Here is a 22,546-nt window from a genome sequence, read left to right on the forward strand (position 1 = left end):
CAATCACTTAGTTTTTCTGAAAGTCAGCCGAGCGCCCAGCATCGCCATGCAGTGGATCAACTACCACCACCTGCTCTACTTTTGGACCGTCGCCAAGGAAGGCAACATCGCTGACGCGGCCAAGCGCCTGCGGGTGTCGCAGCCGACGATCAGCACCCAGATCCGCACGCTCGAGCAGGCCCTCGGCGTCGAGCTGTTCGATCGCTCGGGTCGGCGGCTGGTCCTGTCGGAGCTGGGTCAGGTCGCGTTCCGCTACGCCGAAGACATCTTCAGCCTCGGCCGCGAGATGGTCGACGTGCTCCACGAGCGCCCCACCGGTCGGCCCCTGCAGATGGTCGTTGGGATCACCTACGTGATCCCCAAGCTGATCGCCTACCGGCTGCTCATGCCTGCGCTCGGGCTGTCCGAGCAGCTCCACGTGGTCTGCCGCGAGGACCGCTTCGATCGCCTGCTCGGTCAGCTCGCCCGCCACGAGCTCGACCTCGTGCTGTCCGACGTGCCGATCGGACCCGACATCTCGGTCAAGGCCTTCAATCACCTGCTCGGCTCGAGCGGCGTGACCTTCTTTGCCGAGCCCGCGCTCGCGTCCAAATACAAGCGCGGGTTCCCCAAGTCGCTGGACGGCGCGCCGTTCCTGTTGCCGATGACCGGCAGCGCGGTCCGCCGCGAGCTCGATCGCTGGTTTGACGAGCACGATCTGCGCCCGGAGATCGTCGGACAGTTCGACGACAGCGCGCTGCTCAAGGTGTTTGGCCAGCGCGGCGTCGGGGTGTTCGCCGGACCCACCGCGATCGAGACCGAGATCAAGCAGGACTACGGCGTCCGGGTCATCGGGCGAACCGACACGATCCAGGAGCGGTTCTACGCGATCACCGTCGAGCGCCGGCTCGAGCACCCCGGCGTGGTCGCCGTGTCCGAGTCGGCCAAGCGCACCCTGTTCGGATAATTGCGTCTACTAGATTTCTCCGCACGTCGTGCACCCCATGGACACGGGAAAGCGAGCCAGAGCCCCCTTTCAGGGGGCCACACATGCGCCTGCGAACAAACAGCCCCGAGGAGCGAAGCGACCAGACGCGCCAGCGGCTGCAGTCGGCGAAGGGCCAAGGTGTCTGTGGGGGTCTAAAACCAGCTAGTCGACCAGCGGCAACAGCACGAAGAACTGGCTGCCCTCGCCGACCTCGCTGGTGAGCTTGACCGTGCCCTCGCACCGCCGCGCGATGCTGTACACCGTTGCGAGCCCGAGCCCGGTGCCCTCTCCGGCGGGCTTGGTCGTGAAGAAGGGCTCGAACACCCGGGCCTGGATCTCGGGCGGCATCCCGACGCCGTCGTCCTCGACCGACAAGCTGGCGTAGCGACCAGCTGGCACCGACTCCGGCAGATCGCTGACGTCCTCGCTGAATTCGACGACCTCGACCTCGACCTCCACGCGGCCGTCGTGACGGACCGCGTCGCGGGCGTTGACGACGAGGTTGGTCAGCAGCTGCTGGATCAGCCCCTCGGTCGCGTTGACGATCACCGGCTCGTCGGGGAGGTTGACGACCAGCTTGACCCCGCGCCCGAGCGAGCGCCGAAGCATGCGACCGAGCTTGCGAACGGCCACGCACAGATCGATGTTGTGCAGGGCCAGCGGCTGCTGACGCGAGAACGCGCGCAGCTGCTCGGTCAGCTCGCCCGCGCGCTTGCTGGCGCCGATGATGTCCTGCGCCGAAGACCGCAGCGTGGCGTCCTCGAGCCGCATCTCGAGCAGCTCGGCGCTGCCGCTGATCGCCATCAGCAGATTGTTGAAGTCATGCGCGACGCCCCCCGCGAGGCGCCCGAGCGCGTCCATCTTCTGGCTGTAGAGCAGCTGCTCTTGCAGGAGTTGCTCACGGGCCTGGGCAGCGAGCCGCGCGCGGTTGTGCAGGCCCAGCGCGAGCTGGTCGGCGATCTCCCCGGCGAACTCGATCTCGTGACGCTGCCAGATCCGCGGCTCGCCGACCTGCTCGAGGCAGATGATCCCGACGACCTCGCCGCCAACGCGGATCGCCGCGTCGAGCAGCCCCACGATCTGGTTGGGCAGCAGGTAGGTCTCGGTGAATTCGAGCGTGTGCGGATCCCGGACGGCGTCATGCGCGACCACGGTCCGGCCGCTGTTCAGCGCCGCGAAGTAGTTCGGGAAGTCAGCCGCCGTGATCGTGGCTCCGCACTCGTGGGTCTCGGGCGTGCGCAGGTACAGATCGACCAGCTCGAGCTTCGTGCGGCGCTCGTCGAACATCCACACGCCGGCGCGCTCGACCAACGCCGCCTCGGTCACGAGCTCGTTGGTCAGGGCCACGAGCGCTTCGAAGCGGCCCTCGGCCACCGCCGGGTTGGTCGCCAGCGTCACCAGTGCTCGCTGGTGCCGCTCGAACGCCCCGAGCCGCTCGGCCTCGGCGAGCTGAAGCAGCCGGTGCTCCGTGACCTCGAAGATGAAGCCCTCGAGCCCGACCGGCACGCCCTGGTCATCGCGCACCACCCAGGCCTTGTGCTGGACCCACCGCTCGCTGCCGTCGGCGGTGATCAGCCGGTACTCGAGTTGATCGGGCTGCGCCGTCCCACTCTCGAGCATCGAGCCGAGCAGCTCGATCAGCGGCTCCCGATCTTCGGGATGGACCACGCTCGCCCAGCTGCGCACCGCGTTGTCGATGAAGTCGCCCGCGGGATAGCCAAGTAGGTCGGACACGCCGTGGGTCAGCGCGTGCATCGTGAGCTGCGGATCGGCCGAGCACCGGTACACGACGCCCGGCATTCGGCGGATGATCCACTCGAAGCTCTGCTCACGCCCGACGACCAAACTGGTCACCGGCGCGTCGTCGAGAGTTTGGTTCGCGTTCACGATTGCCGACCCAGTGTCTCGCTGTTCGCGCTCTTCAGCAATCACCGCATATCTAGCGCAAACGCACTTGGACGCTCAAAAACGAGCTTTTTTGCCTCGCCCCAGGCACCACGTGCACAAATTGCCGCCGCCCCCTACGTGATCGACGACATTTATTTTTGCCGGTCGACGACAACTAGAACTGCCGGTGCAGGCCAGCCCGATGGGAGCGAGCGAAGCGAGTGACCGCGAAGTGCGAAGCCCCTGTGGGGGTCATATCGAGCGAAGCGAGTGACCCCGAAGTGCCAAGTCGCCTGTGGGGGACACAACAAGCCCCCTTCCAGGGGGCCACACATGCGGTCGCAAACAGCCAGCCCGATGAGAGCGAGCGAAGCGAGTGACCGCGAAGTGCGAAGCCCCCTGTGGGGGTCATATCGAGCGAAGCGAGTGACCGCGAAGTGCGAAGCCCCCTGTGGGGGTCATAATCACACCCGGTCGGAGATCATGCGGCCTTTTTCGGGGCTGCACGTCCACTCGCCGAAGAACACCAGCTCCCGCTTGCAGGTCACCGTCATCACCCCGTGAGTCGTGTCGAACTCATACCGGTGGCGGAACACGTCGGCCTGACCGACCCGTGGCTTCGCGTCCTTGACGATGCAGCTCGAGTCCAGGTCGCACGCGTGGGCCTTGCCCAGGTCCATGGTCTCGACGGTCAGTTTGGCGTTGGACCAGGCCTGATACGACAGCACGGCCGAGCCCGCGAGGAGCGTAAACGCGAGCACACGACCGAGTGGGTTGCCGTCAGCCATCGCGCAACGGTGGCACGCCCACCCCGGCCGGTCAAAGCCTGTAGCCTATAAAAGGCTAGCGACCGATGCCGGAGTAGGTGAAGCCGAGCGACTCCACGTGGTCGCGGTCCCACTGGTTGCGGCCATCGAACAAGGCCTTGCCGCGCATGATCTCGGCCAGCCGGCGAAAGTCCGGGCTTCGGTACTGCCGCCACTCCGTACACAGAACCAGCGCGTCGGCGGCGGCGGCGGCGGCGTAGGGATCGCTGACCAGCTCGATGTCGAAGTTGCTGGCGGTGTCACCGAGCGCCTCCATGAAGGAGGGCCCGGCCTCGGGGTCACACACGCGCAGCTTGGCCCCGTCACTGGCCAGCGAGCGGACGATCGTCAGGGCCGGGGCCTCGCGGATGTCGTCGGTGTTGGGCTTGAACGCGAGCCCCCAGATCGCCAGGTTCTTGCCGCTGATGTCACCGCCAAAGTGACCGCGGACCTTGCGGACCAAGACCAGCTTCTGCGCCTCATTGATACGGTCGGCCGCGGCGACGATCGACATCGAGATGCCGTGCTCACGGGCGATGCGGATCAGCGCGCGGGTGTCCTTGGGGAAGCACGAGCCGCCGTAGCCGAGCCCCGGGAACAAGAACTTGTTGCCGATCCGCGCGTCGGTGCCCATGCCACGCCGGACCTGCTCGACATCCGCCCCGACCGCGTCGCACAGGTTGGCGACGTCGTTGATGAACGAGATGCGCGCCGCCAGGTACGCGTTGGCGGCGTACTTGGTGAGCTCGGCCGAGCGCGCGCTCATGTACAAGAGCCGCTCACTGGTCCGAAAGAACGGCTTGTACAGCCGGTTGAGCAGCTCGCGCGCGCGCTCGTCCTCGGTCCCGATGATCACCCGGTCGGGGTGCATGAAGTCCTGGACCGCGACCCCTTCCTTGAGGAACTCGGGGTTCGAGGCGACCGTGAACTCGGCGGCGGCGTTCTGCTCGGCGATGATCCGCGTGACCCGCTCGGCGGTTCCAACCGGCACCGTGCTCTTGTTGACGATCACCGTGTAGCCGTTCAGATGCGGCGCGATGTCGCGGGCGGCCTGAAACAGGTAGTCGAGCTTGGGCGCACCATCGCTGCCGCCCGTCGGCGTTCCGACGGCCAGGAACACGACCTCGGCGTGCTTGGCCGCCTCGGGGTTGCTGGTCGTGAAGCGCAGCCGACCCGCGGCCACGTTGCGCTTGACCAGCGGCTCGAGCCCCGGCTCGTAGATCGGAATCACCCCGTTCTCGAGGCCCGCGATCTTGGCCGCGTCGATGTCCGCACACACGACGTCGTTGCCGTGCTCTGCGAAGGCCGCCGCAGCCACGAGCCCCACGTACCCAGTCCCGATGACGCTGACTTTCATTTGGCGGCAGAGGATACGAAAATGTGGGGGCGGCTGCCATGCGAGCGCGCCGTTCCCGAGACACGCCCGTCACTCGAGCCTCGCGCCGAAACCTCCCGGCCCGCCGTCGGTCCGCCAGCCCACCACCAGCGATGCACTCCGAGAACGACGATCAGCCTGGCCTCCAGGATCAAATTGACGCTCCCGCGGCCTGGGTGGGCGCGGCTGGGGTCTCCGGCGACTACGTGATCGGGAGTGAGCGGGCCCCGCGTCTTCACCGGACGCTGATGGTCCTTGGACCACTCGGGCTCGCGCTTGCGATCGTGCTGAGTCTGTGGAGCATGAGCCGCAAGCTCGACCACTCGGTCAACATCCAGGTCGAGACGATCTGGGTCGCGAGCGAGCAGCTGGCGATCCGCACCCAGATCGTCGACGCCGAGCTGGCGCCGCTGGCCAGTGAGGTCGAGGTGACGGCGCGCCTCGAGGACGCCGCGGGTGGCACTCATGAGCTCGGCGCGCTCGAGCTGGTGGGGCCAGGCCTGTCGCAGGGCGTGATCAGCGTGCCCGAGGTCGCGCCGGGTGCCAGCGAGCTGGTCCTGCACGTCTCGGTCCCCAACGCCGACAGCTTCGACGAGCGGGTTCCCGTGGAGATCGTCAGCAAGCGTGGGGTCGGCTCCGGTCGTCAGGTCGTGTCCGAGAACATGCTGCAGTGGGCCGACGACACCGATCCGCAGCCCGAGGGGGTCCGCATCGATCTCCGCCCGGACGGACGCCTGCTCGCTGGCTTCGACAATCGCTTGTTCGTGCGCGTCACGGATCCCAGCGGCCAGCCGTGGGCACCCAAGCCGCCCACGCCCGCCACGATCCAGGTCCTGCTGATCAGCGGTGAATTCAACGACGCCGTCGGGGCGCTCGATCATCCGCCCGTGCTCTACGAGGGCCCCGTCGACGCGCTGGGGCTCGCTAGCTTCCACGGTGTCCTGAGCTCGGATGTGGTCCGCTTCGAGGTGCGGCTGACCGGCGAGACCGAGATCGCCCAGGCGGCCGAGGCGCTCGCCGCTGAGGCTGCGGCCAACGGGGCGAACACGAGCGACACCGACCCCCAGTCCGCCGAGGTCGACCCAAGCGAGGGGCCGGCGGCAGCCCAGCTCCCCAGCGAGCTGCTCCCTGGCGATGGCCCACCAACCACCGACACGCGCTATCTCAGCGGCCCCAAGCGGCGGCTTCGCTTCGTCAGCCATGCTGGCACCGTCCGCATCACCGCGACCACCGACTTCGCCCACCCGGGCGACACGATCACGATCGCCGTCGAAGCCCTGAGCGCGCGCAAGCCCGTGTTCGTCGACGTCCACGGCCCCGCGGGCGCGTGGCTGGACACCATGACGCCGCCGCTGCAGGTGCCCCAAGATCGCGACTGGACCGTGCCCCAGCAGCTCACGAGCGCGGTCAACGACGCGCCCTTCGTTCAGTTCGAGGCGTATCAGAGCATGCTGCGGCCCGAGGACTCGTCGGCGATCGCCCGGATCCAGCTCGCGCCGAGCGGGGCGCAGCGCAGCGCGTCGCTTCGGCCGTTGATCGACCGCCAGCGCGAGCAACTCTCGCTCCCGCGGGTCGACCGAGAATTCGAGATCGGCCGTGAGCGCGCGTACCTGACTCACGTCCAGGCTCAGCTCGACGCGCGGGTCCTCGACGCCGACGCGATCACCCGCGCGCGGGCGTTCTTGATCGGCAGCCTCGAGGCTGTCGTCCACGGCCCACCACAGTCGCTCAACACCCGCAGTCGTGAAGAGCAGACGCTCGCCACGTTCAAGCGCAACTGGACGCTGGGGATCCGCTGGTTTCTGCTTGGCGGCGGCGGGCTGTTCATCCTCGTCATGTCCACGTTGGTTTGGCGCAACCAGCGACGGCTCGAGGCCCAGACCAGCGTCGCGCTGGGGCTGGTCGCGGGCGGGCCGAGCCCGCTCGACGAGGAGACCTACGAAGACCAGTCGCGCGCGATCCTTCAGGCCCGCCGCCAGATGCTCGCGCGCGGGATGCTGACCGTCGTGTTCATGATCGCAACCTTGCTGTTGACGGTCGCGATGCTCGAGAGCCTGGTCTGGGCGTAGCGCTGGCTCGCTGACCAACTTCGGGGAGATCACTCGAACCTGTCTTTATTGCAATGGGGCTGGAGCACGTCAATTTAGAAACCTCATTTAGACACACCGTCAATTGCACGAACCGTCCGAGTCAAATCGCCACAGTGTGCAGCGTTGGCGCACCACTGTGGCGTTATGCGCCATTCACACGAGGTATACAGGGCAATTCCAGATGCACACTTTACGGCATTCAATGGCCACTTCGCCCGATGCCGCTCGTACTCTACCACTGAATTGCGGCTTTCTTTGTGGAAACAACTACGCAATCAACACGAAACGGAGGTGCCTTTGCGCACATTCCGCGGCGATTGGCGGCCAGCTGGCCGCTGGTTTGACGTTGTTCCAGGCTCCGGCGGCCGATCGGCGGCGCATACGCACAGCCACATACGCATCATTGCCAAGTTCAGGTCTACCGCTAGCATTTAGATATCGACATTCACTGACCGGCATTCAAACACAACAATCAGCTCGGGCCAGGCCTCTGGCCCGCCTGCAACCCCATCGATCAACCGCGCACTCAGGGTGCGTCACAAAGAGGTGCATCGTGAACTCATCCTACGCAGTCTTCAGCAGTGCAGCATCCGCCCATCACGCGCAGCGTTGGCTACAAGCCCGACTCGGCACGTCGGCCGTCATTCGAACGGTCGATTCCCCCGATTGGCTGTCCCATCACGTGATCCCCCTGGCCCTGACCGAGTCCCGGGCGGGCGCCTGGGGAGGCGCGCTCGCGGTCGGGTTCGTCAGCGCATTCGCGCTGGCCGCAGGACTGTGGACCGCCAATCTACTCTCGCCCACGTCCCTGCTCGCGCCGTTGACCACGGGCGCTGTGTTTGTCGGTCTCACCGCGATCCTCGGCAGCCTCGCTGGTGCGCTGGCGTTCGCCTCGGACAGCAAGGGGCTCACCCAACAGCTCCGCAGCCACATCGACCTTCACCAGCCCGTGGTCCTCGTCCACGGGACCCGCGAGCTGCCGCTCGGGCTCGCCAAGTTCCGCCCGATCAGCGTCGGCGCCATCAAATAGTTCTTTGTCAGCCAACCAACCCACAACAACGCAAAAGGAGCCAAGGAGTCCACAATGATCATGTCACTCAACACCATCGTCGCCACCGCTGCCTGCTTCGCAGTCTCGCTCTTGTACCTCGGAGCGTTCGAGTGGACGGGTCCCAAATCAGCCGCGCCAGGCTGATCAGAGACCAGCTCACATCCTGCCTCACGGTCTGGGAGGTGTACGTGGAAACAGCCGGGGGGTCGGCGCCATGGATCGGTGTTCGATGTGAGGACCGAACGGGCGCCGACCCCCACCTCGTCATGCTCGGGCTGGTGGCCAGTCGCCAAGTCCCTTGATACCGTCCGCCACGATGACACGCCGACCCCGCGCGATGATCCTCGCCGCCGGCTTCGGGACTCGGCTCGGCGAGCTGACCCAGGCTCGACCCAAGCCGATGTTGCCGATCTGCGGGGCTCCGCTGGTCCGTTGGGCCGCGCTGTGGCTGCGGGCCCAGGGCGTGCGCGAGCTGGTCATCAACCTTCATCACCTCGGTGAGCAGATCGAGGCGGAGCTCGGTGACGGCTCGGCGCTCGGGCTCGCGATCGCGTACTCTCATGAAGACGGGTTGATCCTCGGCACGGGCGGCGGCCTGCGCCAGGCCAAGTCGCTGCTCGACGACGGGCACGACAGCCCGATCATCGTCGTCAACGGCAAGATCCTCGTGGATCTGGATCTGGCCCCCGTGCTCGACGCTCACGCCCGCCGCGAAGCCGAGGCAACCATGGTCTTGCGGGCCGACGCCGAGGGGGTGTGGGGCGGCAGCTTGGCGGCAGATCCCAGCTCCGGCACGCTCGCAACCTTTTTGGGCCGCCAGCGACCCGACGCCCAGCCGGGTCCGGCCATGATGTTCACCGGGATCCACGTGATCCAGCCGCGCTTCATCGATCGCGTGCCGGCGACCGGCGAGCAGTGCATCGTCCGCACCGCGTACCGGCAGCTGTTCGACGAGCCCCGCGGCATCGACGTCCACACCCACGCCGGCTACTGGTGGGAGCACTCGACCCAGCCGCGCTACCTGCAGGGCATCGCCAACGTGCTCGACGGCCGCGCCGCGCTGCCGTGGGCGGAGCGGCCCGTGATCGGGGTCGACGCCTCGGCGACCATCGCAGCCGGCGTCGAGCTCGATGCGCGCATTTTTGTCGGCCCCGGCGCGACGATCGGTGCCGACACCAGGGTCGGCCCGCACGTGCAGATCGGCGCCGGGGCGATCGTCGCGCCGGGTCTCCACTTAGAGCGGGCTGCGGTGTGGCCGGGGGCTCGCCTCGACCACGACTTGATCGACGCCGTCCAGATCTGACTGGTCGAGCGCCAGCTGGTCTTTGCTCGGGCGTGAGCCAGCTCGATCGTCGCGCCCCCCAACTGGGTTGCACGACAGGGGTTGACGTCGTGATCGACGGGCACACGTTCACGGCCGAGTCGGGCACACGCCCACTCAGGCCGCCACCAGGCCGCTCTCACCTCGGCACCGAGGCCCTCTGCGCGAGGGCTCGGACGCCGACACCGGACACCTACGCACCCATCACAGGAGTCGACCATGCTCATTCATCGTTTCAACCCCACCGATCACTTCAGGACCATGGACATGCTGTTTGACGCGATCATGCCGCCTGGGCGCCGCGCGACCCACTTCGTGCGCAAGCCGGCGCGTGTCAGCCTCGACGACAGCGAGCAGGCCTTCACCTTGCGCGCCGAGCTCCCGGGTCTCAAACCCGAACAGCTCGAGCTCTCGGTTGGCGAGGACTGGATTGAGCTCGGAGCCAAGCGCGAGACCCAATACCCCGAGGGCTACACGCCGCTCCGTCGGGAGCGCAACAGCTACGAATTCGAGCGACGCGTCAATCTGCCCAAGCGGGTCGACGCCGAGAACGTGACGGCCCAGCTGCGCGACGGCGTGCTCACCGTCACCTTGCCCAAGCACGCCAGCGTGCAGCCCCGGCAGATCGCCGTCCAGGCCGCGTGAGGCCCCAACCACATCAGGAGCGATGACCATGTCCACGCAGACCACCGAGACCACCACCCCGTCCACCAAGACCGTCGTCCACCCGCTGGTCGACGTCCTCGAGAACGAGCGTGAATTTCTGCTGCTCGCCGATCTACCCGGCGTGAATCGAGATGCCCTCGACATCACCGTCAACGGCGGCCAGCTCGAGATTCACGCCGAGAGCGAGACCCTCGAGTACCGACGCAACTTCGCGCTCGGTGACGACGTCGACCTCGACGCGGTCGAGGCCCGGCTCGAGCTCGGTGAGCTCGAGATTCACCTGCCCAAGCGCGCCGAGGCGCAGGCGCGGAAGATCGCCATTCAAGGCTGACAGGAAGGAGCGGAAACCATCGGACAACGCCCCGGTCGTGCCCATCACGATCGGGGCCCTCGTCGTTGCGCGAATATGTGCCTGATACCGCGGTCGGCCTTCGGACCGCGAAGACGAATGTCAGGCTGTTGAACGCGTGGCAGGCTCGCGGCTTCAGAAGACGACAGCACCAGACCCGCGCCCCCTTGCGCCGGGCGAACTACCCTTTGCGTGCTACTCCCGGCACGGCGACGCCAGAGTCCTCATGGACGCACGATCGACCCGCGAGTAAATTAGAGCATCGTGACTGCGAGCAGCCCACACCGAATATTTCGCGCCATGAAGAGAAGCGCGGACGGCAGCCCTGCCTGCGGCGCGTCGGCAAACCAACTTGCCGTGGAGCGGCCCATCTGGCCGGTGCCACTTTGGGCTGGGGATGGACCGCGACCTGTCGCATCAATGGCAGCGCGAACTCGCTATCTTGTACCGCGCAGCGCAAGCGCTCCGGCTCGCGCACCGACGCTGAAGGCGCGCGATTGGGCTCCAGCGCTGCCGATCAAGTGCGGCGCTGCGTAGCTCAGGGCTCGCTCGAGCGCCGACCAGTTTGGCGTCGCGTCGTCAGGTGCGTCTGGGGGCGCTCCTGGCTAGGTGCGAGGCCGAAGCTGTAGCGCGGGCCGGCTCTCACTCATCGCTGCGCGGCTGCGCGAATATGTGCCTGATACCGCGGTCGGGGTCGGGTGTGCCCTGCCGCGGGACCCTCTGACCTGCGAGCTTGCTCGAGCTCCAGCGCCCTCGCCCCGCCGCGGGCCGCGACGACGCCCGACTCGAGACTGGTGAATGATCGCTCGTTTGCATCACAGCGCGAGCGATTGTGTGCACTTGCAGATCGAGCAGCTGCTCGGCCTGCGCTGGCTTGCACGGCTCGTGAGCGATGTTCGACCCGAGGATCTGCGCGTGTCAGCGGTCCGCGTGGCCGCCCATCGTGGGTTGAGCCAATCGCGCGAACAGGATGACGAGGGCGCGGGGCAATGGCAGACACACCCTGCGGACGATCCCCACCGCAAGCCGAGCCCCGCGCATGACCGCAACACGTCACCGCCCTGTCGCCCTGGTCGTCGACCACGATCAACAGCAGCGCGAGCTGACCGCCGAGGCTCTCGAGGCGCTCGGCCACCGGGTCGAGCTGGCGTCGTCGCAGCACGAAGCCGAGCTGCGCCTGGAGGACACGCTGTACGACTATGCCCTCGTGGATCTCGAGATTCCGTGGGCCCGCGGCCGCTCGCCGCGGATCGAGCGGGGGCTCAACCTGATCCACCACGCGTCCACGCTCCCGCCCGCGCGCCGGCCTGGGTTGATCGCCACGACCGCGCTGGGGGCCGATCACGACCTGTGTCGGCGGGCCTTCCACGCGGGCGCCGACGACTTCCTCAAGAAGCCCTACGCGGTCGAGTCCGAGTGGCCGGCGCCGCGGGTCCGTCGGCTGCTCTCGGATCACCCCCGGCTGCGCTCGATCGCGCCAGCCGCGTCAATGAACCGCTCATCGCTGACGCTGGTGCCGGATCCCAGCCATGGAACCGAGATCCACTTGATCGGCAACGAGCACCGACGCCGCTGTGAGCTCGAGATCGACAGCCACCGACTCGCGCTCGCCCGCCAGCAGTTTCACCTGTTCGCGCACCTGTGCGCCCACGCCCAGCGACGCCCGGGCGAGTTCCTCTCGCCACGCGAGATCCCCGGGCTCGGCAGCGGCCACCGCCAGGCGCTGGGCCGGGTCCGCAAGTCGCTCGAGCGCCAGCTCCCGGGATTCTGGCCGCAGGTGTGCGAGCGCGACGGCGGCGGCGGCGTACGCCTGCGCGTGCGGCCATCGGACATCAGCATCGACCCTACCTTGCAAGACGACCTGGCCCAGCTGTTCCAGCGCTCGCTGCCAGCCGCCGCTGCCGCCCGCTGAGCCTGCCTGTCAGTGTTGATCGTGCTCGAGCCAGCGTCGCATCTCTTGCTCGGCTTGCAGCTCGGCGCGCCGATACTCGGTCCAGCGCTGCAGCTCCGCCGACCAGCTCGCGAGCTCGGCGAAGTTCGCCCGCGGGGGCTCGGACGCGTAGCCGCCGTACCCAGCCCAGTATCCGGTGTCGCGCATGCCGAGCCGGCTCGCTCGCATGTCCATGCACAGCTCGATCTGACCGATGTTCCCGTCCATGCCGTTGGTCCCCCGACGGGACTCGGGCAGCATCGGGTTCACGACCGAGGGCAGCAAGAACAGTCCAAACGCGACGATGCCCGAGACCACCGCCAGGACCCGCAGCGGGTAGTCCTGAACCCGGCAGGCCCGGCGCAGGAACCCGCGCAGTCCCGGGATCAGCTGAGCGAGGCGCACCAACAAGCTCGAGCCCAGATACAGCCACACCCAGAACGAGGTGAAGAAGCTGGAGAAGATGTAGATGCCCGAGACGTCGTAGTTGATGGTCCCAGGCGGGGTCGAGAAGGTCAGGCCGGCGATCGCGATGTCGACCATGCGATCGAGGTCGAAGCTCTCGCGGGTGAGGCAGCCGACCGCGTAGAGCGAGTCCTCGGGGACCAGTGGCAACAGCAGGTAGGCCGAGCCCCACAAGAAGCAGAACACGATCGCCGCGGTCGCGACCACGTCGACCGCGAGCCAGGCCAGCTTGCCCACCAGCGAGCGGGTCTGACTCATCTTGCCGAGCACGAACCGACTCTCGACCAGCGACAGGTAGTCCGGGATGATGTTGGTCACCACCGTCGCGCCGCCGTAGAGCAGCAGCAGCAGGCTGAGGTTGGTGGACGACGTGGGCGGCTGCGAGAATCCCCCCTTGTTCGCGACCCACACGACCGACGCCGCGCACAGGGCCAAGAACGAAGCCAGGGCTGAGCGCCAGAAGCTCGGCAGCTGCAGCGAGGCCCCGAACACGCGGACCGAGCGGGTCCGAAACAGCTGATCGAACCACTCGATGAAGGCCTTGGGCAGCGCGTCGACCCGGACCTCGGCCGGCAGCTCGTCGATCAGCCAGCCCCCGAGCTCGCGCTTGCGGTCACCCGCCAGCAGCCGGTCGCCAAAGAAGAACAGGACGACGACGAAGCCGACGACGGCGAGGCAGGCGATCAACTGGTCCACCGCCGCAGTCTACGCGCTGGCCCGCAGAGCCGCACCGGTTGCGCGCGCTCAGGCACGAACGACCCATCGGGACGCGGTTTTCCGCCGATCCACTCGCGTCGGGCAGCCGAAGCTGCCACCTTCTCGACGTGCCTGACTGCGTCTATCGCATCTGTGCGGCTTCGGACTGGATTCAAACCACGGCCGAGGGGCGGCTGCCGCTCAGTCGCCTCGATCAGCGCGACGGCTACGTACACTTGTCGACGGCGGCGCAGGTGCCCGACACGCTCCGGCGCCACTTCGCCGGACGCGAGGATCTGGTGCTGCTGAGCATCTGCGGGGATCGTCTGGGCGAGGACCAGCTCCGCTACGAGCCGGTCAGCGTGGGATCGGGCCGCGAGCTGTTCCCCCACTTCTACGGGCAGATCGGGCTCGACGCGATCTTCGAGGCCGCGCCGCTTTCGCTCGACGAGACCGGCCAGCACCGACTGCCAGCGGCGCTGGTCCAGGCGATCGCCAGCGCTGGCGATCCGGCCTGAGCCACAGCGGTCGGTGATCGCGACGGGGCGGGTCCAGGATCACCGCGAGACGCGACACAGCGTGGCGACCAGATACTCGCCCTCGGGGAACCCGAGCGGGACCGGGTGATCGAAGCCCGCGCTGCCCCGCTCGATCACCGCGAGGTCGACCCGCGCCGCGCGAGCGGCCGCGCGCAGGGTGTCTTCGAAGCTGGCGCGATCGACCTGGCTCGAGCACGAGGCCGCGAGGTACAGCCCGCCGTCGGCGACCCGAGGCAGCGCCGCGGTGTGCAGCGCTCGGTAGGCAGCCAGCCCGCGATCTCGGGTCGCCCGGCTGGGCGCGAAGCTGGGTGGATCCGCGACGATCAGATCGAAGTCGCGGCGCTGCTCGGCCAGCCACCGCTCGACCTCGACGGCCGCGCCGTGATGGCTGCCCAGCTGAAGTTGGTTGCGCGCCCACGCCTGCTCGGCCAGCGCCAGCGCTGGCGCGGCGACGTCGACCGTCACGACCTTGGCCGCGCCACCGAGTCCAGCCGCGAGCGAGAACCCGCCCGTGTACCCATAGAGATTGGCGACCCGCGGCGCGAGCCCGGCCGCGACCAGGCTGGTGACCAGCTCGCGCACGCGCAGGCGGTTGGGCCGGTGATCCAGGAACATCCCGGTCTTCTGCCCGTGGACTAGATCCACGAGCAGGCGCATGCCGTGCTCGCGGATCTCGAGCGGTGCCTCGGGCAGCACGCCGACGACCGGCGACACGCGCTTGTGCTCGCCGCGACCGCTGCGGCGCAGCAAGGTGTGCACGCCCAGCCCGGGCAGACGCTCGGACAACAGCGCCTCGATCGTCGGGCGCCAGCGCTCGATCCCCTCGCCGTCACAGCGCAGCACCGCGTGGTCGGCATAGCGATCCACGACCACGCCCGGCAGCCGATCGCCCTCGCCGTGAACCAGCCGCAGGGCGTCGGTGCTCGGGGGTGCCAGGCGCGCCCGCAGCTGCAGCGCCTGATCCAGGCGCTCGCGCACCAGCTCGCGGTCGAGCGCTCGATCGACGGTGGTGAACACCCGCACGCCGATCGGCCCGCGCTCGACCAGACCCCGGGCCAAAAACCGCCCCTTGCGATCCAGCACGGTCACCACCTCACCGGGCTCGGCCAGGGCGCCGTGCTCGACCTCGACCAGCGCGTCTCGAAAGATCCACGGGTGTCCACCGCTCACCGCTCGCTCGAGCGGCTTGGTCAGTCGCGCGCGACGGGTGCGTGAGGCGGACATGGGCGGGCCCAGTCTTGGCCGACACACGCTCGACAGACAAGGGCCGATCGCTCATGCTTCGCGCCCCATGGCAGCCCCGCCCGACCCGTACTTCTCGCACTGGGCCGATTTCGCGGCCGCACGGACGATCGCGGCCCATCCAGACGCGCAGGTCTACACGGTCGCCGCAGGGATCACGCCGTCGGGCGTGGTCCACGTCGGTAATTTTCGCGAGATCATCACCGTCGACCTCGTCGCTCGGGCGCTGCGCGAGCAGGGCAAGACCGTCCGCTTCATCTACTCGTGGGACGACTTCGACGTGTTCCGCAAGGTCCCCGAGGGCATGCCGCAGCAGGAGATGCTGCGCGACAACCTGCGGCGCAGCATCGCCGACGTGCCCGATCCCTACGGCGACCACGACAGCTACGCCTCGCACAACATCGCCGCGCTCGAGCGCAGCATCGAGCCGCTCGGGATCGACTGCGAGTTCATCCGCCAGTCCAAGCGCTACCGCGCGGGGGCCTACGCCGCGGGCATCCGCAAGGCGCTCGAGCACCAGGACGACATCCGCAAGATCCTCGATCAGTACCGCCGCGAGCCGCTGCCCGCGGAGTGGCTGCCGCTCGCCGGGTTCGACGCGGAGACCGGCCGCGATGATCTGTCGTTTCGCTGGGACGGCGACTGGACCGTGACGTACACGGTTGCGAGCACCGGTCGCGAGCAGGCCGTGGACCTGCGCGAGGGCGGCGACATCAAGCTGCCGTGGCGGATCGACTGGCCGATGCGCTGGTCGGTCGAGGGCGTGATGTTCGAGCCAGGCGGCAAGGATCACAGCTCCGACGGCGGCAGCTACGACACCGCCAAGCAGATCGTCGAGCAGGTCTACGCCGGCTGGGCCCCGCAGTACGTCGCCTACGACTTTGTCTCGATCAAGGGCATGGGCGGCAAGATCTCCAGCTCGTCGGGCAACGTCGTGACCGTCAGCGACTGCCTGCGGGTCTACGAGCCCAAGCTGCTGCGCTGGCTGTTCGCCTCGTATCGGCCCAACACCGAGTTTGCGATCAGCTTCGACCTCGACGTGCTGCGGATCTACGAGGAGTACGATCGCGCCGTCGCCCTCGCGCACGAGCCCGACGACGGCGGCCGCAAGGACAAGAAGCGTCAGGTCGCGCGGCGGACCCTCGACCTGGCCGACCCCGCGGGTGAGCGCGTGGTCCCTGGCACCACGCCGCCGTTTCAGCCCCCGTTCCGACCGCTGTCGATGCTGCTGCAGATCTACGACGGCGACATCACCCGCGCGCGGGCCCACTACGAGTCCACTGGCGAGCTGGTCAGCGAGCGCGAGGGTGTGCTGTTCGAGCAGCGCGCCCAGTGTGTGTGGAACTGGATCGACGAGTTCGCCCCGCCAGACTTCCGCTACCGGATCCGCAGCGTGCCCGCCATGCTCGATCTCGAGGGCGAGCAGCGGATCGCCCTTCAGCGCCTGGTCGCCGCGCTCGAGCAGCACCCGCAGGCCAGCGACGCCGAACTGGTCCCGCACATGAAGCAGATGTTCGAAGGGCTCGAGCTCGGCCCCAAAGATTTTTTTCCGGTCGTCTACGAGCTGCTGATCGACCGCCCCAAGGGGCCGAAGCTCACGACCTTGATCTCGGTCATGGGCAGCGAGCGCGCGCTGCCGCTGCTGCGGGCGTCGCTCGCCGACGCCTGAGCGACCGAGTTCAAGACCCGGGCGAGCGCTCGGCCCACGCGACCACGCAAGCGACGATCTCGGCCAGCCACGCCTGGCCGACCGCGACCTGCTCGGCGCTCAGCCCCTGGACCCACTCGACGTGCTCGGGCCCGCCCGGCGCCAGCGACCAGGGACAAGCCGGCAGCTCGACCCCGTCAAAGTCGGGCGCCCGGCCGTCTCGCTCGACCACGAATCGATCGACCTGCTTGCGGCGCTCGGCGATCGCCAGCTCGATGATCTCCGCGCCCGCGGCGACGGGGATCCGGCCCGGGTCGTCGGCAGCCAGCCGCGCGAGCCGAACGCTGCGATACCACTCGCGCAGCGCGAACAGCTGGGCGATGTAGGCGATGTTCTGACGCTGCCGCGGCTGCAGTCGATCGGTCCACCCGGGTCGCAGCTGACGCTCGACGTTGCGGGTCTGGCGGAGCACGAACGAGCCGTCGTCGACGTCGCGGCGGACGATCTGGCCGGCCCCGACCACCGAGCCAAACCCGACCTGGGTCGGCCCGACCAGCCCCGCGAGCCCGCCCAGGAAGATCCGATGCTCGCGCAGGAACACGCCGCGGACGACGTCGCCGATCAGCGAGGGCGTGGCCTTGTCTCCGCGCTCCCCCCACGGCGTGAAGTTGAAGTGGATGAAGCCCGAGCCGACCTCGGAGTGATCGCTGCGCGAGGTCCCGCCGGCCATCAGGCAGTCACAAAAATTGATCACGCTGCCGAGCGTGACGAACGAGAGCAACAGCGTGTGCTTGAGCCCCACGCAGTGGGCGGTCGACGCCTGCTCCTCGAGCAAGGTGCCGGGCCGCACGTGGGCGTTTGCCCCCAGCTGGGCGCCACGCAACAACGCCGCGCCCTCGACGTATCCACTCGCAACCGATGCACCCTCAGCCAGCGCGCTATCGACGATCACCGCGGGCCCTTCGCGGCCAAGCTCGACGCCTGCGCCGACGAAGCAACGCGCCCCGTGCAGCCGCGCACCCGGATGCAAAACCACGCCGGGTTGGACCCGGTCCAGCGCCACTTCTGGACCCACGAAGGTCTGGCGGGGATCGACGATCGTCACGCCCTGGGCGCGCAGGGTCGCTAGCCGGGCCTCGAGATCGGCGACAGTGTCGGACAGTGCCTCGCTCACAGCTCACCGCTATATCACGCCCGGCTTGGAGCCGCCGTGCAGCCGCCGTACTCTAACGCGGGTCCGTCCGAGCATGAGCCAGCTGTCCGACACCGAGATCGAAGAGGCGGCGGCCGAGGCCGGGATATCTCCCGCAGAGCTGCGCGCAGCGCTGGCAGAGCAAGCGGGCAGTGGAGCCATCGCGCGGCGCGGTGCCACGGGCATGCAGGGCGCGGGCATGGTTCCTCCCTCGCCGCGTGGGGTCAGCGTCGCCAACGCCGAGACCCGCCTGCCCTACCCGCCCGAGCAAGCCGTCCGCAGCCTCAAGCGCCAGATCGAGCGCGAGATCGGCAGCACCGGGCACATGATGGGCTCGACCGAAGCCGACATCTACGACGAGGTCGCGGGGATCATCTATCGGGTCCAGGCCGAGAGCGACGGCGGCCAGGGTTCGATGGTCCGCGTCGACATCGATCCGACCCCGCTGCGGAGCCGCCGAGTGCTCACCAGCATGGGCCTCGGCGCGACGGTCGGACTGTTTGCGATCTCGGGGCTGATCATCCCGGGGCTGATCGGCTGGGGCCTGATCGCGGGCGCGATCGGTCTGACCGCGCTGGGCAGCACCAGCATGGTCGCGCTCCGACAGCGCGCGATCCGAGACGCCCGCGCGGTCACGGCCAACGCCATGATCGAGGCTGACCACGGCTCGCCGGTCGCGATCGGCGAGTACATTGGCAGCGGCGAGGCCGACGGCAGCGGCGAGGCCGACGGCAGCGGCGAGGCCGACGGCAGCGGCGAGGCCGACGGCAGCGGCGAGGCCGACGATCGACAAAAGGCCCTGCCGGCTGCGCGCTCGCCCTACGAGCGCTGAAGGTAGACGCGAGTCGTTCGCCAGTCTGGTAGTCTCACCAGCGCGGTGTTCCGATCACGCGTGTGATCGAATTGTTCGCCGCGCTTGCCTCGGCCCTGCAATTTGACCACATTCAAGACATGACTTGCCACGTCCGTCTCGCCAGTGGCGCCTGCGCGTCGCTGTTGGCTCTCGCCACCCTCGCGGCCTGCGATCCCTCGCGCCCGATCTTCGACGGTGGCAACGACGACAGCGCGGACACCAGCAACGACTCCGGCAACAACCCGCCGGGCAGCTGGATCGCCATGGGCCAGGGCGAAGCGGGCTGGAACCCCGTCGAAGATGGCGACGAATTGCTGATGGTGCTCGGCGGCCAGGGGCTCTTGATGTTCCCCATGCCGCTGCGGGGCGCCGGGTTCACGCTGGCCCCGGATCCCAGCGACTACACGGACCCCCGCACGCCCAAATTCGACATGTATCTCGACATCGATGGCTTCGATCTCGACTTTGGCGGGCACTTCAAGCGGCTGTCGAACTACCCGGTCCCGTTCACGGTGCTCAGCGATGGCACCTACGAGTTTGTGTACATCACGTTGTTCGTGCCCGATGAGCTGACCAACCCGTGCGACATCCACGGTCTGACCGGTGAGCTGCACGCCGAGCTCGACGTCGTCGACGGCTACACGCTGACCTGGGACCGCACGGTGACGATGGCCGTCCCGGACGAGCTGTGTAACCCCTAGCAGGCTCTCACTCAGTTGGTGCAGTACTGGCCGCAGGCTTTTTCTTGCGCCCGCCGAGCAGCTTGGGCGCGGCAAAGTCCAGGCGCAGCGACCACCCGGCGCTGTAGTGCAGGCCCTTCTCGGCCGTCACCTCTTCGACGTTGGCCGACCACAGGTAGTGGTAGCCGATCAGCGCATACGGCCCCGTGTACAGCGGCCCGACCAGCTTGATGTGGAGGTCGACCATGCCCCGGCCCTCGACCCCGAGCGTGCCGATGTTGACCGCCTCGGGGTTTTCCTTGTCGTAGTAGAGGTCCTCGAGCACCGAGCCCAGAAACACATGGTTGAGCCCGCCCGCGACGCCAACGTCGAGGCGCAGTCGCTTGCCAAACCCAAACTCGTGATCGTAGCCAAGCAGCAAGCTCCACATCCCGCCGGGGTTGAAGAACTTGTGGAAGTCGAGCCACACGTTGATGCCCACGACCTCGGCGTCGAGGATGAACCCGTAGTCGAACCCGCCAAAGCGGGTCTTGCCGAGATCCCCCGCCCCGGAGGTGGTGACCATCATGTTGTTGACCGAGTCCTGAATCGACTTGTCCCGATCGAACAGCCCGTTCTTGGCGCTGGTTCCGTGGGTGTAGCCAACCCGGGCGGCGAGGCCGAGGCGGATCAAGCGAACGCCGCCGAGCGGCCTGAAGGACTGTTCCTCGGGCGGGTCGGCCTCGGGCTCCGGCTCGACGGCCGCGCTGTCGGGCTCGGCAGCGGGCGCGGGGCCCTCGACGCTCGACGTCGGTGGCGTTGGTGCTGGCGCGACGGCGGCCGGAGCAACAGGCGTTTGCACGGCGGGCTCCTGCACCGCCGGGCCAGCGCCCGCGTCGCTCGGTGCGACCTCGACCGCGTCCGTGGTTGGCGCCGGATCCTCAGGCGCGGCGGGTTCGTCATCGGGCTCGACCTCGATCGGCTCGTCCTCGAGTGGTTGCTCGGGCGCGCCAGCGTCGTCGGCCTCAGCGGTGTTTACGTCCTCGCTCGGCGGTGAGACGTCCTCGGCCGGCGGCGCCGCGTCCTCGCTCGGCGGCGCCGCGTCCTCGCTCGGCGGCTCCACATCCTGCGTGGGTGGCAGGTCGCCGATGTCTGGGGGGAGCACCGGGGGACCGAACACCGACAGACTCCAGAGCGCGACCGCAGCGACGAGCATCCCCCAGCCATGCCACGCCGTCGCGCGCAGCGCAAAACTCACCGGGCCCCCGCTCGTGCGTTCGTCGCTGCGCGCAGCTCTCGCGCCACGTAGCGGCCAATTGAACGATCTTGCGGCCCAATCGCGACCTGGAGGCAGACCGGGCCAGCCGCGCCTCAGTCGATTTGAACCGGCAGCCTCGTGCTGGCGAGATATGGTCCAGCGGTGAGCGAGCGCGAATTCATCCCGGTCCGCATCGCGGTCATGACCGTGTCCGACACTCGCACGATCGACGACGATCGCAGCGGCGCGATCCTCATCGAGCGACTCGAGGCTGCCGGCCACTCGCTGGTCGCCCGCGAGATCATCCGCGACGAAGTCCTGCTGATCCGCGCCCAGCTGTCCGCGTGGATCACCGACCCCGAGGTCCAGGTCGTGCTCGCCACTGGCGGCTCGGGCCTGACCGCGCGCGACGTCACCCCGGAGGCCCTCGCCCCGCTCGTGACCAAGCCGATCCCCGGGTTTGGCGAGCTGTTTCGCTGGCTGTCCTACGCGGAGATCGGGACCTCGACGATCCAGAGCCGCGCCGAGGCTGCGCTGTGCGACCAGACCCTGGTGTTCGCGCTCCCCGGCTCACCGGGCGCGTGTCGAACCGCCTGGGATCACATCCTCGCCCAGCAGCTCGACAGCCGCCACCGCCCCTGCAACTTTCCCGAGCTGTTGTTCTAAACGGGGCTCACGCGCTTGCCCGAGACCAAGTCGTAGACGTGCCCGGGCAGCCCGATCCGAAATCCGAGCCCCTCCACCAACGCGCGATGCACCTCGATGTCGTCCTCGTGATGCATCAGGACCATCTTGCGTCGGACCGACTCCGGCAGCTTCTCGAGCAGCGAGAACGCCCCGTGAACCTGCCCGGGGTAGTCCGTGAACGTCGAGTCGTGAAAGTACACGCTGGTCCGGGCCTCAATCGAGACCAAGAAGTCCGCGTCGACGGTGCAGTCACCGCTCCACCACGCGATCCGATCCCCGTGGCCAACCTCGATCTCGAGCGAGCACGACGGCTTGCCCGGCACGTGTTCGCTCTCGCGCGCGACGATCTGATGCCCGTTGCAGTCGAATCGCTCGCTGTGGCGCCAGGCGTTGGCGCCGGGCTCCTCCCAGCCGTTGGGCTCGACGATCTCGAAGTAGGAGTCCAGCGTGCCCGCCCGGGGATTGTCGCCAACCTTGAGGTAGCGAAGGGAAGCCGCGAGCGACTCCCACACCTCGTCTCTCACCGCGCGGTGCGCCAGTAGCTTGGGCCGCCGACCGCCGGTCATGATCGCCCGCGCGCCGCCGCAAGCCTGGTAGTAGCGCTGGAACGCGAAGTCCTCGAGCCCAAAGATGTGATCACCGTGGACGTGGGTGACGATCTGGCCGTCGATCTGGTGCCAGTTGATCCCCGCGTCCCACAGTTGATCCGGCGCCTGGCGGCCACAGTCGATCAACCACCGCTCGCCGTTGGGGAAGCTCACCATTGAACAGGTGGTCCCGTAGCGGCGCGAGAAGGCCCCCCCGGATCCGAGGAAGCGCAGCGTCATGGGTAAGCCGTCGACCACGGCCGTGGCAGTGTACAGCG

Annotated in this window: 20 protein-coding genes; 12 read left to right on the plus strand and 8 right to left on the minus strand. The window is 68.1% G+C overall.

Annotation, left to right across the window (positions count from 1 at the left end):
• The first annotated feature begins 46 nt into the window (after nucleotides 1–46).
• Nucleotides 47–946 carry a transcriptional activator NhaR gene (gene nhaR / locus ENSA7_RS25050; protein ID WP_106091869.1) on the plus strand — a complete coding sequence of 300 codons (900 nt, stop codon included), beginning with the start codon at nucleotides 47–49 and terminating at the stop codon, nucleotides 944–946.
• 183 nt (nucleotides 947–1,129) lie between these two features.
• Here nhaR and ENSA7_RS25055 read toward each other — a convergent pair whose 3' ends face one another.
• The 3 genes from ENSA7_RS25055 to ENSA7_RS25065 form a co-directional block, all read right to left on the minus strand.
• Nucleotides 1,130–2,854, minus strand: coding sequence for an ATP-binding protein (locus tag ENSA7_RS25055; RefSeq protein ID WP_106091870.1), 1,725 nt, complete (start codon nucleotides 2,852–2,854; stop codon nucleotides 1,130–1,132).
• Between the two features lie 464 nt (nucleotides 2,855–3,318).
• Complete coding sequence (locus tag ENSA7_RS25060) at nucleotides 3,319–3,642, minus strand: hypothetical protein (RefSeq protein WP_106091871.1); 324 nt, start codon at nucleotides 3,640–3,642, stop codon at nucleotides 3,319–3,321.
• Between the two features lie 55 nt (nucleotides 3,643–3,697).
• On the minus strand, nucleotides 3,698–5,017 hold the full coding sequence (locus ENSA7_RS25065) for a UDP-glucose dehydrogenase family protein (protein WP_106091872.1): 1,320 nt from the start codon (nucleotides 5,015–5,017) through the stop codon (nucleotides 3,698–3,700).
• Between the two features lie 131 nt (nucleotides 5,018–5,148).
• Between ENSA7_RS25065 and ENSA7_RS25070 the strand changes: the two genes are divergently transcribed.
• The 6 genes from ENSA7_RS25070 to ENSA7_RS25095 all read left to right on the plus strand — a co-directional run bounded on the left by ENSA7_RS25070 (nucleotide 5,149) and on the right by ENSA7_RS25095 (nucleotide 12,424).
• The gene (locus ENSA7_RS25070) at nucleotides 5,149–7,104 is read left to right on the plus strand and encodes a hypothetical protein (RefSeq protein ID WP_106091873.1); all 1,956 of its coding nucleotides are present in this window, start codon (nucleotides 5,149–5,151) and stop codon (nucleotides 7,102–7,104) included.
• A 703-nt stretch (nucleotides 7,105–7,807) separates the two neighbouring features.
• Nucleotides 7,808–8,155 carry a hypothetical protein gene (locus tag ENSA7_RS44130; protein WP_181234081.1) on the plus strand — a complete coding sequence of 116 codons (348 nt, stop codon included), beginning with the start codon at nucleotides 7,808–7,810 and terminating at the stop codon, nucleotides 8,153–8,155.
• Between the two features lie 337 nt (nucleotides 8,156–8,492).
• Nucleotides 8,493–9,479, plus strand: a complete 987-nt coding sequence (locus ENSA7_RS25080) for a nucleotidyltransferase family protein (RefSeq protein ID WP_106091875.1) — start codon at nucleotides 8,493–8,495, stop codon at nucleotides 9,477–9,479.
• A 237-nt stretch (nucleotides 9,480–9,716) separates the two neighbouring features.
• Nucleotides 9,717–10,142: an Hsp20/alpha crystallin family protein gene (locus tag ENSA7_RS25085; RefSeq protein ID WP_106091876.1), complete on the plus strand. Its 426-nt coding sequence runs from the start codon at nucleotides 9,717–9,719 to the stop codon at nucleotides 10,140–10,142.
• Between the two features lie 28 nt (nucleotides 10,143–10,170).
• Entirely contained in the window at nucleotides 10,171–10,494 is a 324-nt protein-coding gene (locus tag ENSA7_RS25090; RefSeq protein WP_181234082.1) for an Hsp20/alpha crystallin family protein, read from the plus strand.
• Between the two features lie 1,057 nt (nucleotides 10,495–11,551).
• Nucleotides 11,552–12,424, plus strand: coding sequence for a response regulator (locus ENSA7_RS25095; RefSeq protein ID WP_181234083.1), 873 nt, complete (start codon nucleotides 11,552–11,554; stop codon nucleotides 12,422–12,424).
• 9 nt (nucleotides 12,425–12,433) lie between these two features.
• Here the strand turns inward: ENSA7_RS25095 and ENSA7_RS25100 are convergent, their stop codons facing one another.
• Nucleotides 12,434–13,603, minus strand: coding sequence for a hypothetical protein (locus tag ENSA7_RS25100; protein ID WP_106091879.1), 1,170 nt, complete (start codon nucleotides 13,601–13,603; stop codon nucleotides 12,434–12,436).
• A 128-nt stretch (nucleotides 13,604–13,731) separates the two neighbouring features.
• Between ENSA7_RS25100 and ENSA7_RS25105 the strand changes: the two genes are divergently transcribed.
• Nucleotides 13,732–14,121 carry a DUF952 domain-containing protein gene (locus ENSA7_RS25105; protein ID WP_181234084.1) on the plus strand — a complete coding sequence of 130 codons (390 nt, stop codon included), beginning with the start codon at nucleotides 13,732–13,734 and terminating at the stop codon, nucleotides 14,119–14,121.
• A gap of 39 nt (nucleotides 14,122–14,160) precedes the next feature.
• Here the strand turns inward: ENSA7_RS25105 and ENSA7_RS25110 are convergent, their stop codons facing one another.
• Nucleotides 14,161–15,366, minus strand: a complete 1,206-nt coding sequence (locus tag ENSA7_RS25110) for a class I SAM-dependent rRNA methyltransferase (protein WP_106091881.1) — start codon at nucleotides 15,364–15,366, stop codon at nucleotides 14,161–14,163.
• A 67-nt stretch (nucleotides 15,367–15,433) separates the two neighbouring features.
• Here ENSA7_RS25110 and lysS point away from each other — a divergent pair, with 67 nt between their 5' ends.
• Complete coding sequence (lysS, locus tag ENSA7_RS25115; RefSeq protein ID WP_181234085.1) at nucleotides 15,434–17,053, plus strand: lysine--tRNA ligase; 1,620 nt, start codon at nucleotides 15,434–15,436, stop codon at nucleotides 17,051–17,053.
• 10 nt (nucleotides 17,054–17,063) lie between these two features.
• Here the strand turns inward: lysS and ENSA7_RS25120 are convergent, their stop codons facing one another.
• Nucleotides 17,064–18,206 (minus strand): LbetaH domain-containing protein, encoded by a 1,143-nt coding sequence (locus tag ENSA7_RS25120; protein WP_106091883.1) that lies wholly within the window; start codon nucleotides 18,204–18,206, stop codon nucleotides 17,064–17,066.
• Between the two features lie 73 nt (nucleotides 18,207–18,279).
• On the opposite strand from ENSA7_RS25120, the gene ENSA7_RS25125 reads away from it, so the two are divergent.
• Nucleotides 18,280–19,056, plus strand: coding sequence for a hypothetical protein (locus ENSA7_RS25125; protein ID WP_106091884.1), 777 nt, complete (start codon nucleotides 18,280–18,282; stop codon nucleotides 19,054–19,056).
• Nucleotides 19,057–19,175: 119 nt separating this feature from the next.
• Entirely contained in the window at nucleotides 19,176–19,778 is a 603-nt protein-coding gene (locus tag ENSA7_RS25130; RefSeq protein ID WP_146158105.1) for a hypothetical protein, read from the plus strand.
• Nucleotides 19,779–19,785: 7 nt separating this feature from the next.
• On the opposite strand, the gene ENSA7_RS44135 is transcribed toward ENSA7_RS25130, so the two are convergent.
• Entirely contained in the window at nucleotides 19,786–20,994 is a 1,209-nt protein-coding gene (locus ENSA7_RS44135; RefSeq protein WP_181234086.1) for a hypothetical protein, read from the minus strand.
• 162 nt (nucleotides 20,995–21,156) lie between these two features.
• Between ENSA7_RS44135 and moaB the strand changes: the two genes are divergently transcribed.
• The gene (moaB, locus tag ENSA7_RS25145) at nucleotides 21,157–21,660 is read left to right on the plus strand and encodes a molybdenum cofactor biosynthesis protein B (RefSeq protein ID WP_106091888.1); all 504 of its coding nucleotides are present in this window, start codon (nucleotides 21,157–21,159) and stop codon (nucleotides 21,658–21,660) included.
• Here moaB and ENSA7_RS25150 read toward each other — a convergent pair.
• Nucleotides 21,657–22,526 (minus strand): MBL fold metallo-hydrolase, encoded by an 870-nt coding sequence (locus ENSA7_RS25150; RefSeq protein WP_146158106.1) that lies wholly within the window; start codon nucleotides 22,524–22,526, stop codon nucleotides 21,657–21,659. The two genes, moaB and ENSA7_RS25150, sit on opposite strands and share 4 nt — an antisense overlap.
• Between the last annotated feature and the right edge of the window lie 20 nt (nucleotides 22,527–22,546).

The sequence above is a fragment of the Enhygromyxa salina genome (assembly GCF_002994635.1).
In the GTDB taxonomy this organism is placed as follows: Bacteria; Myxococcota_A; Polyangia; order Nannocystales; family Nannocystaceae; genus Plesiocystis; species Plesiocystis salina_B.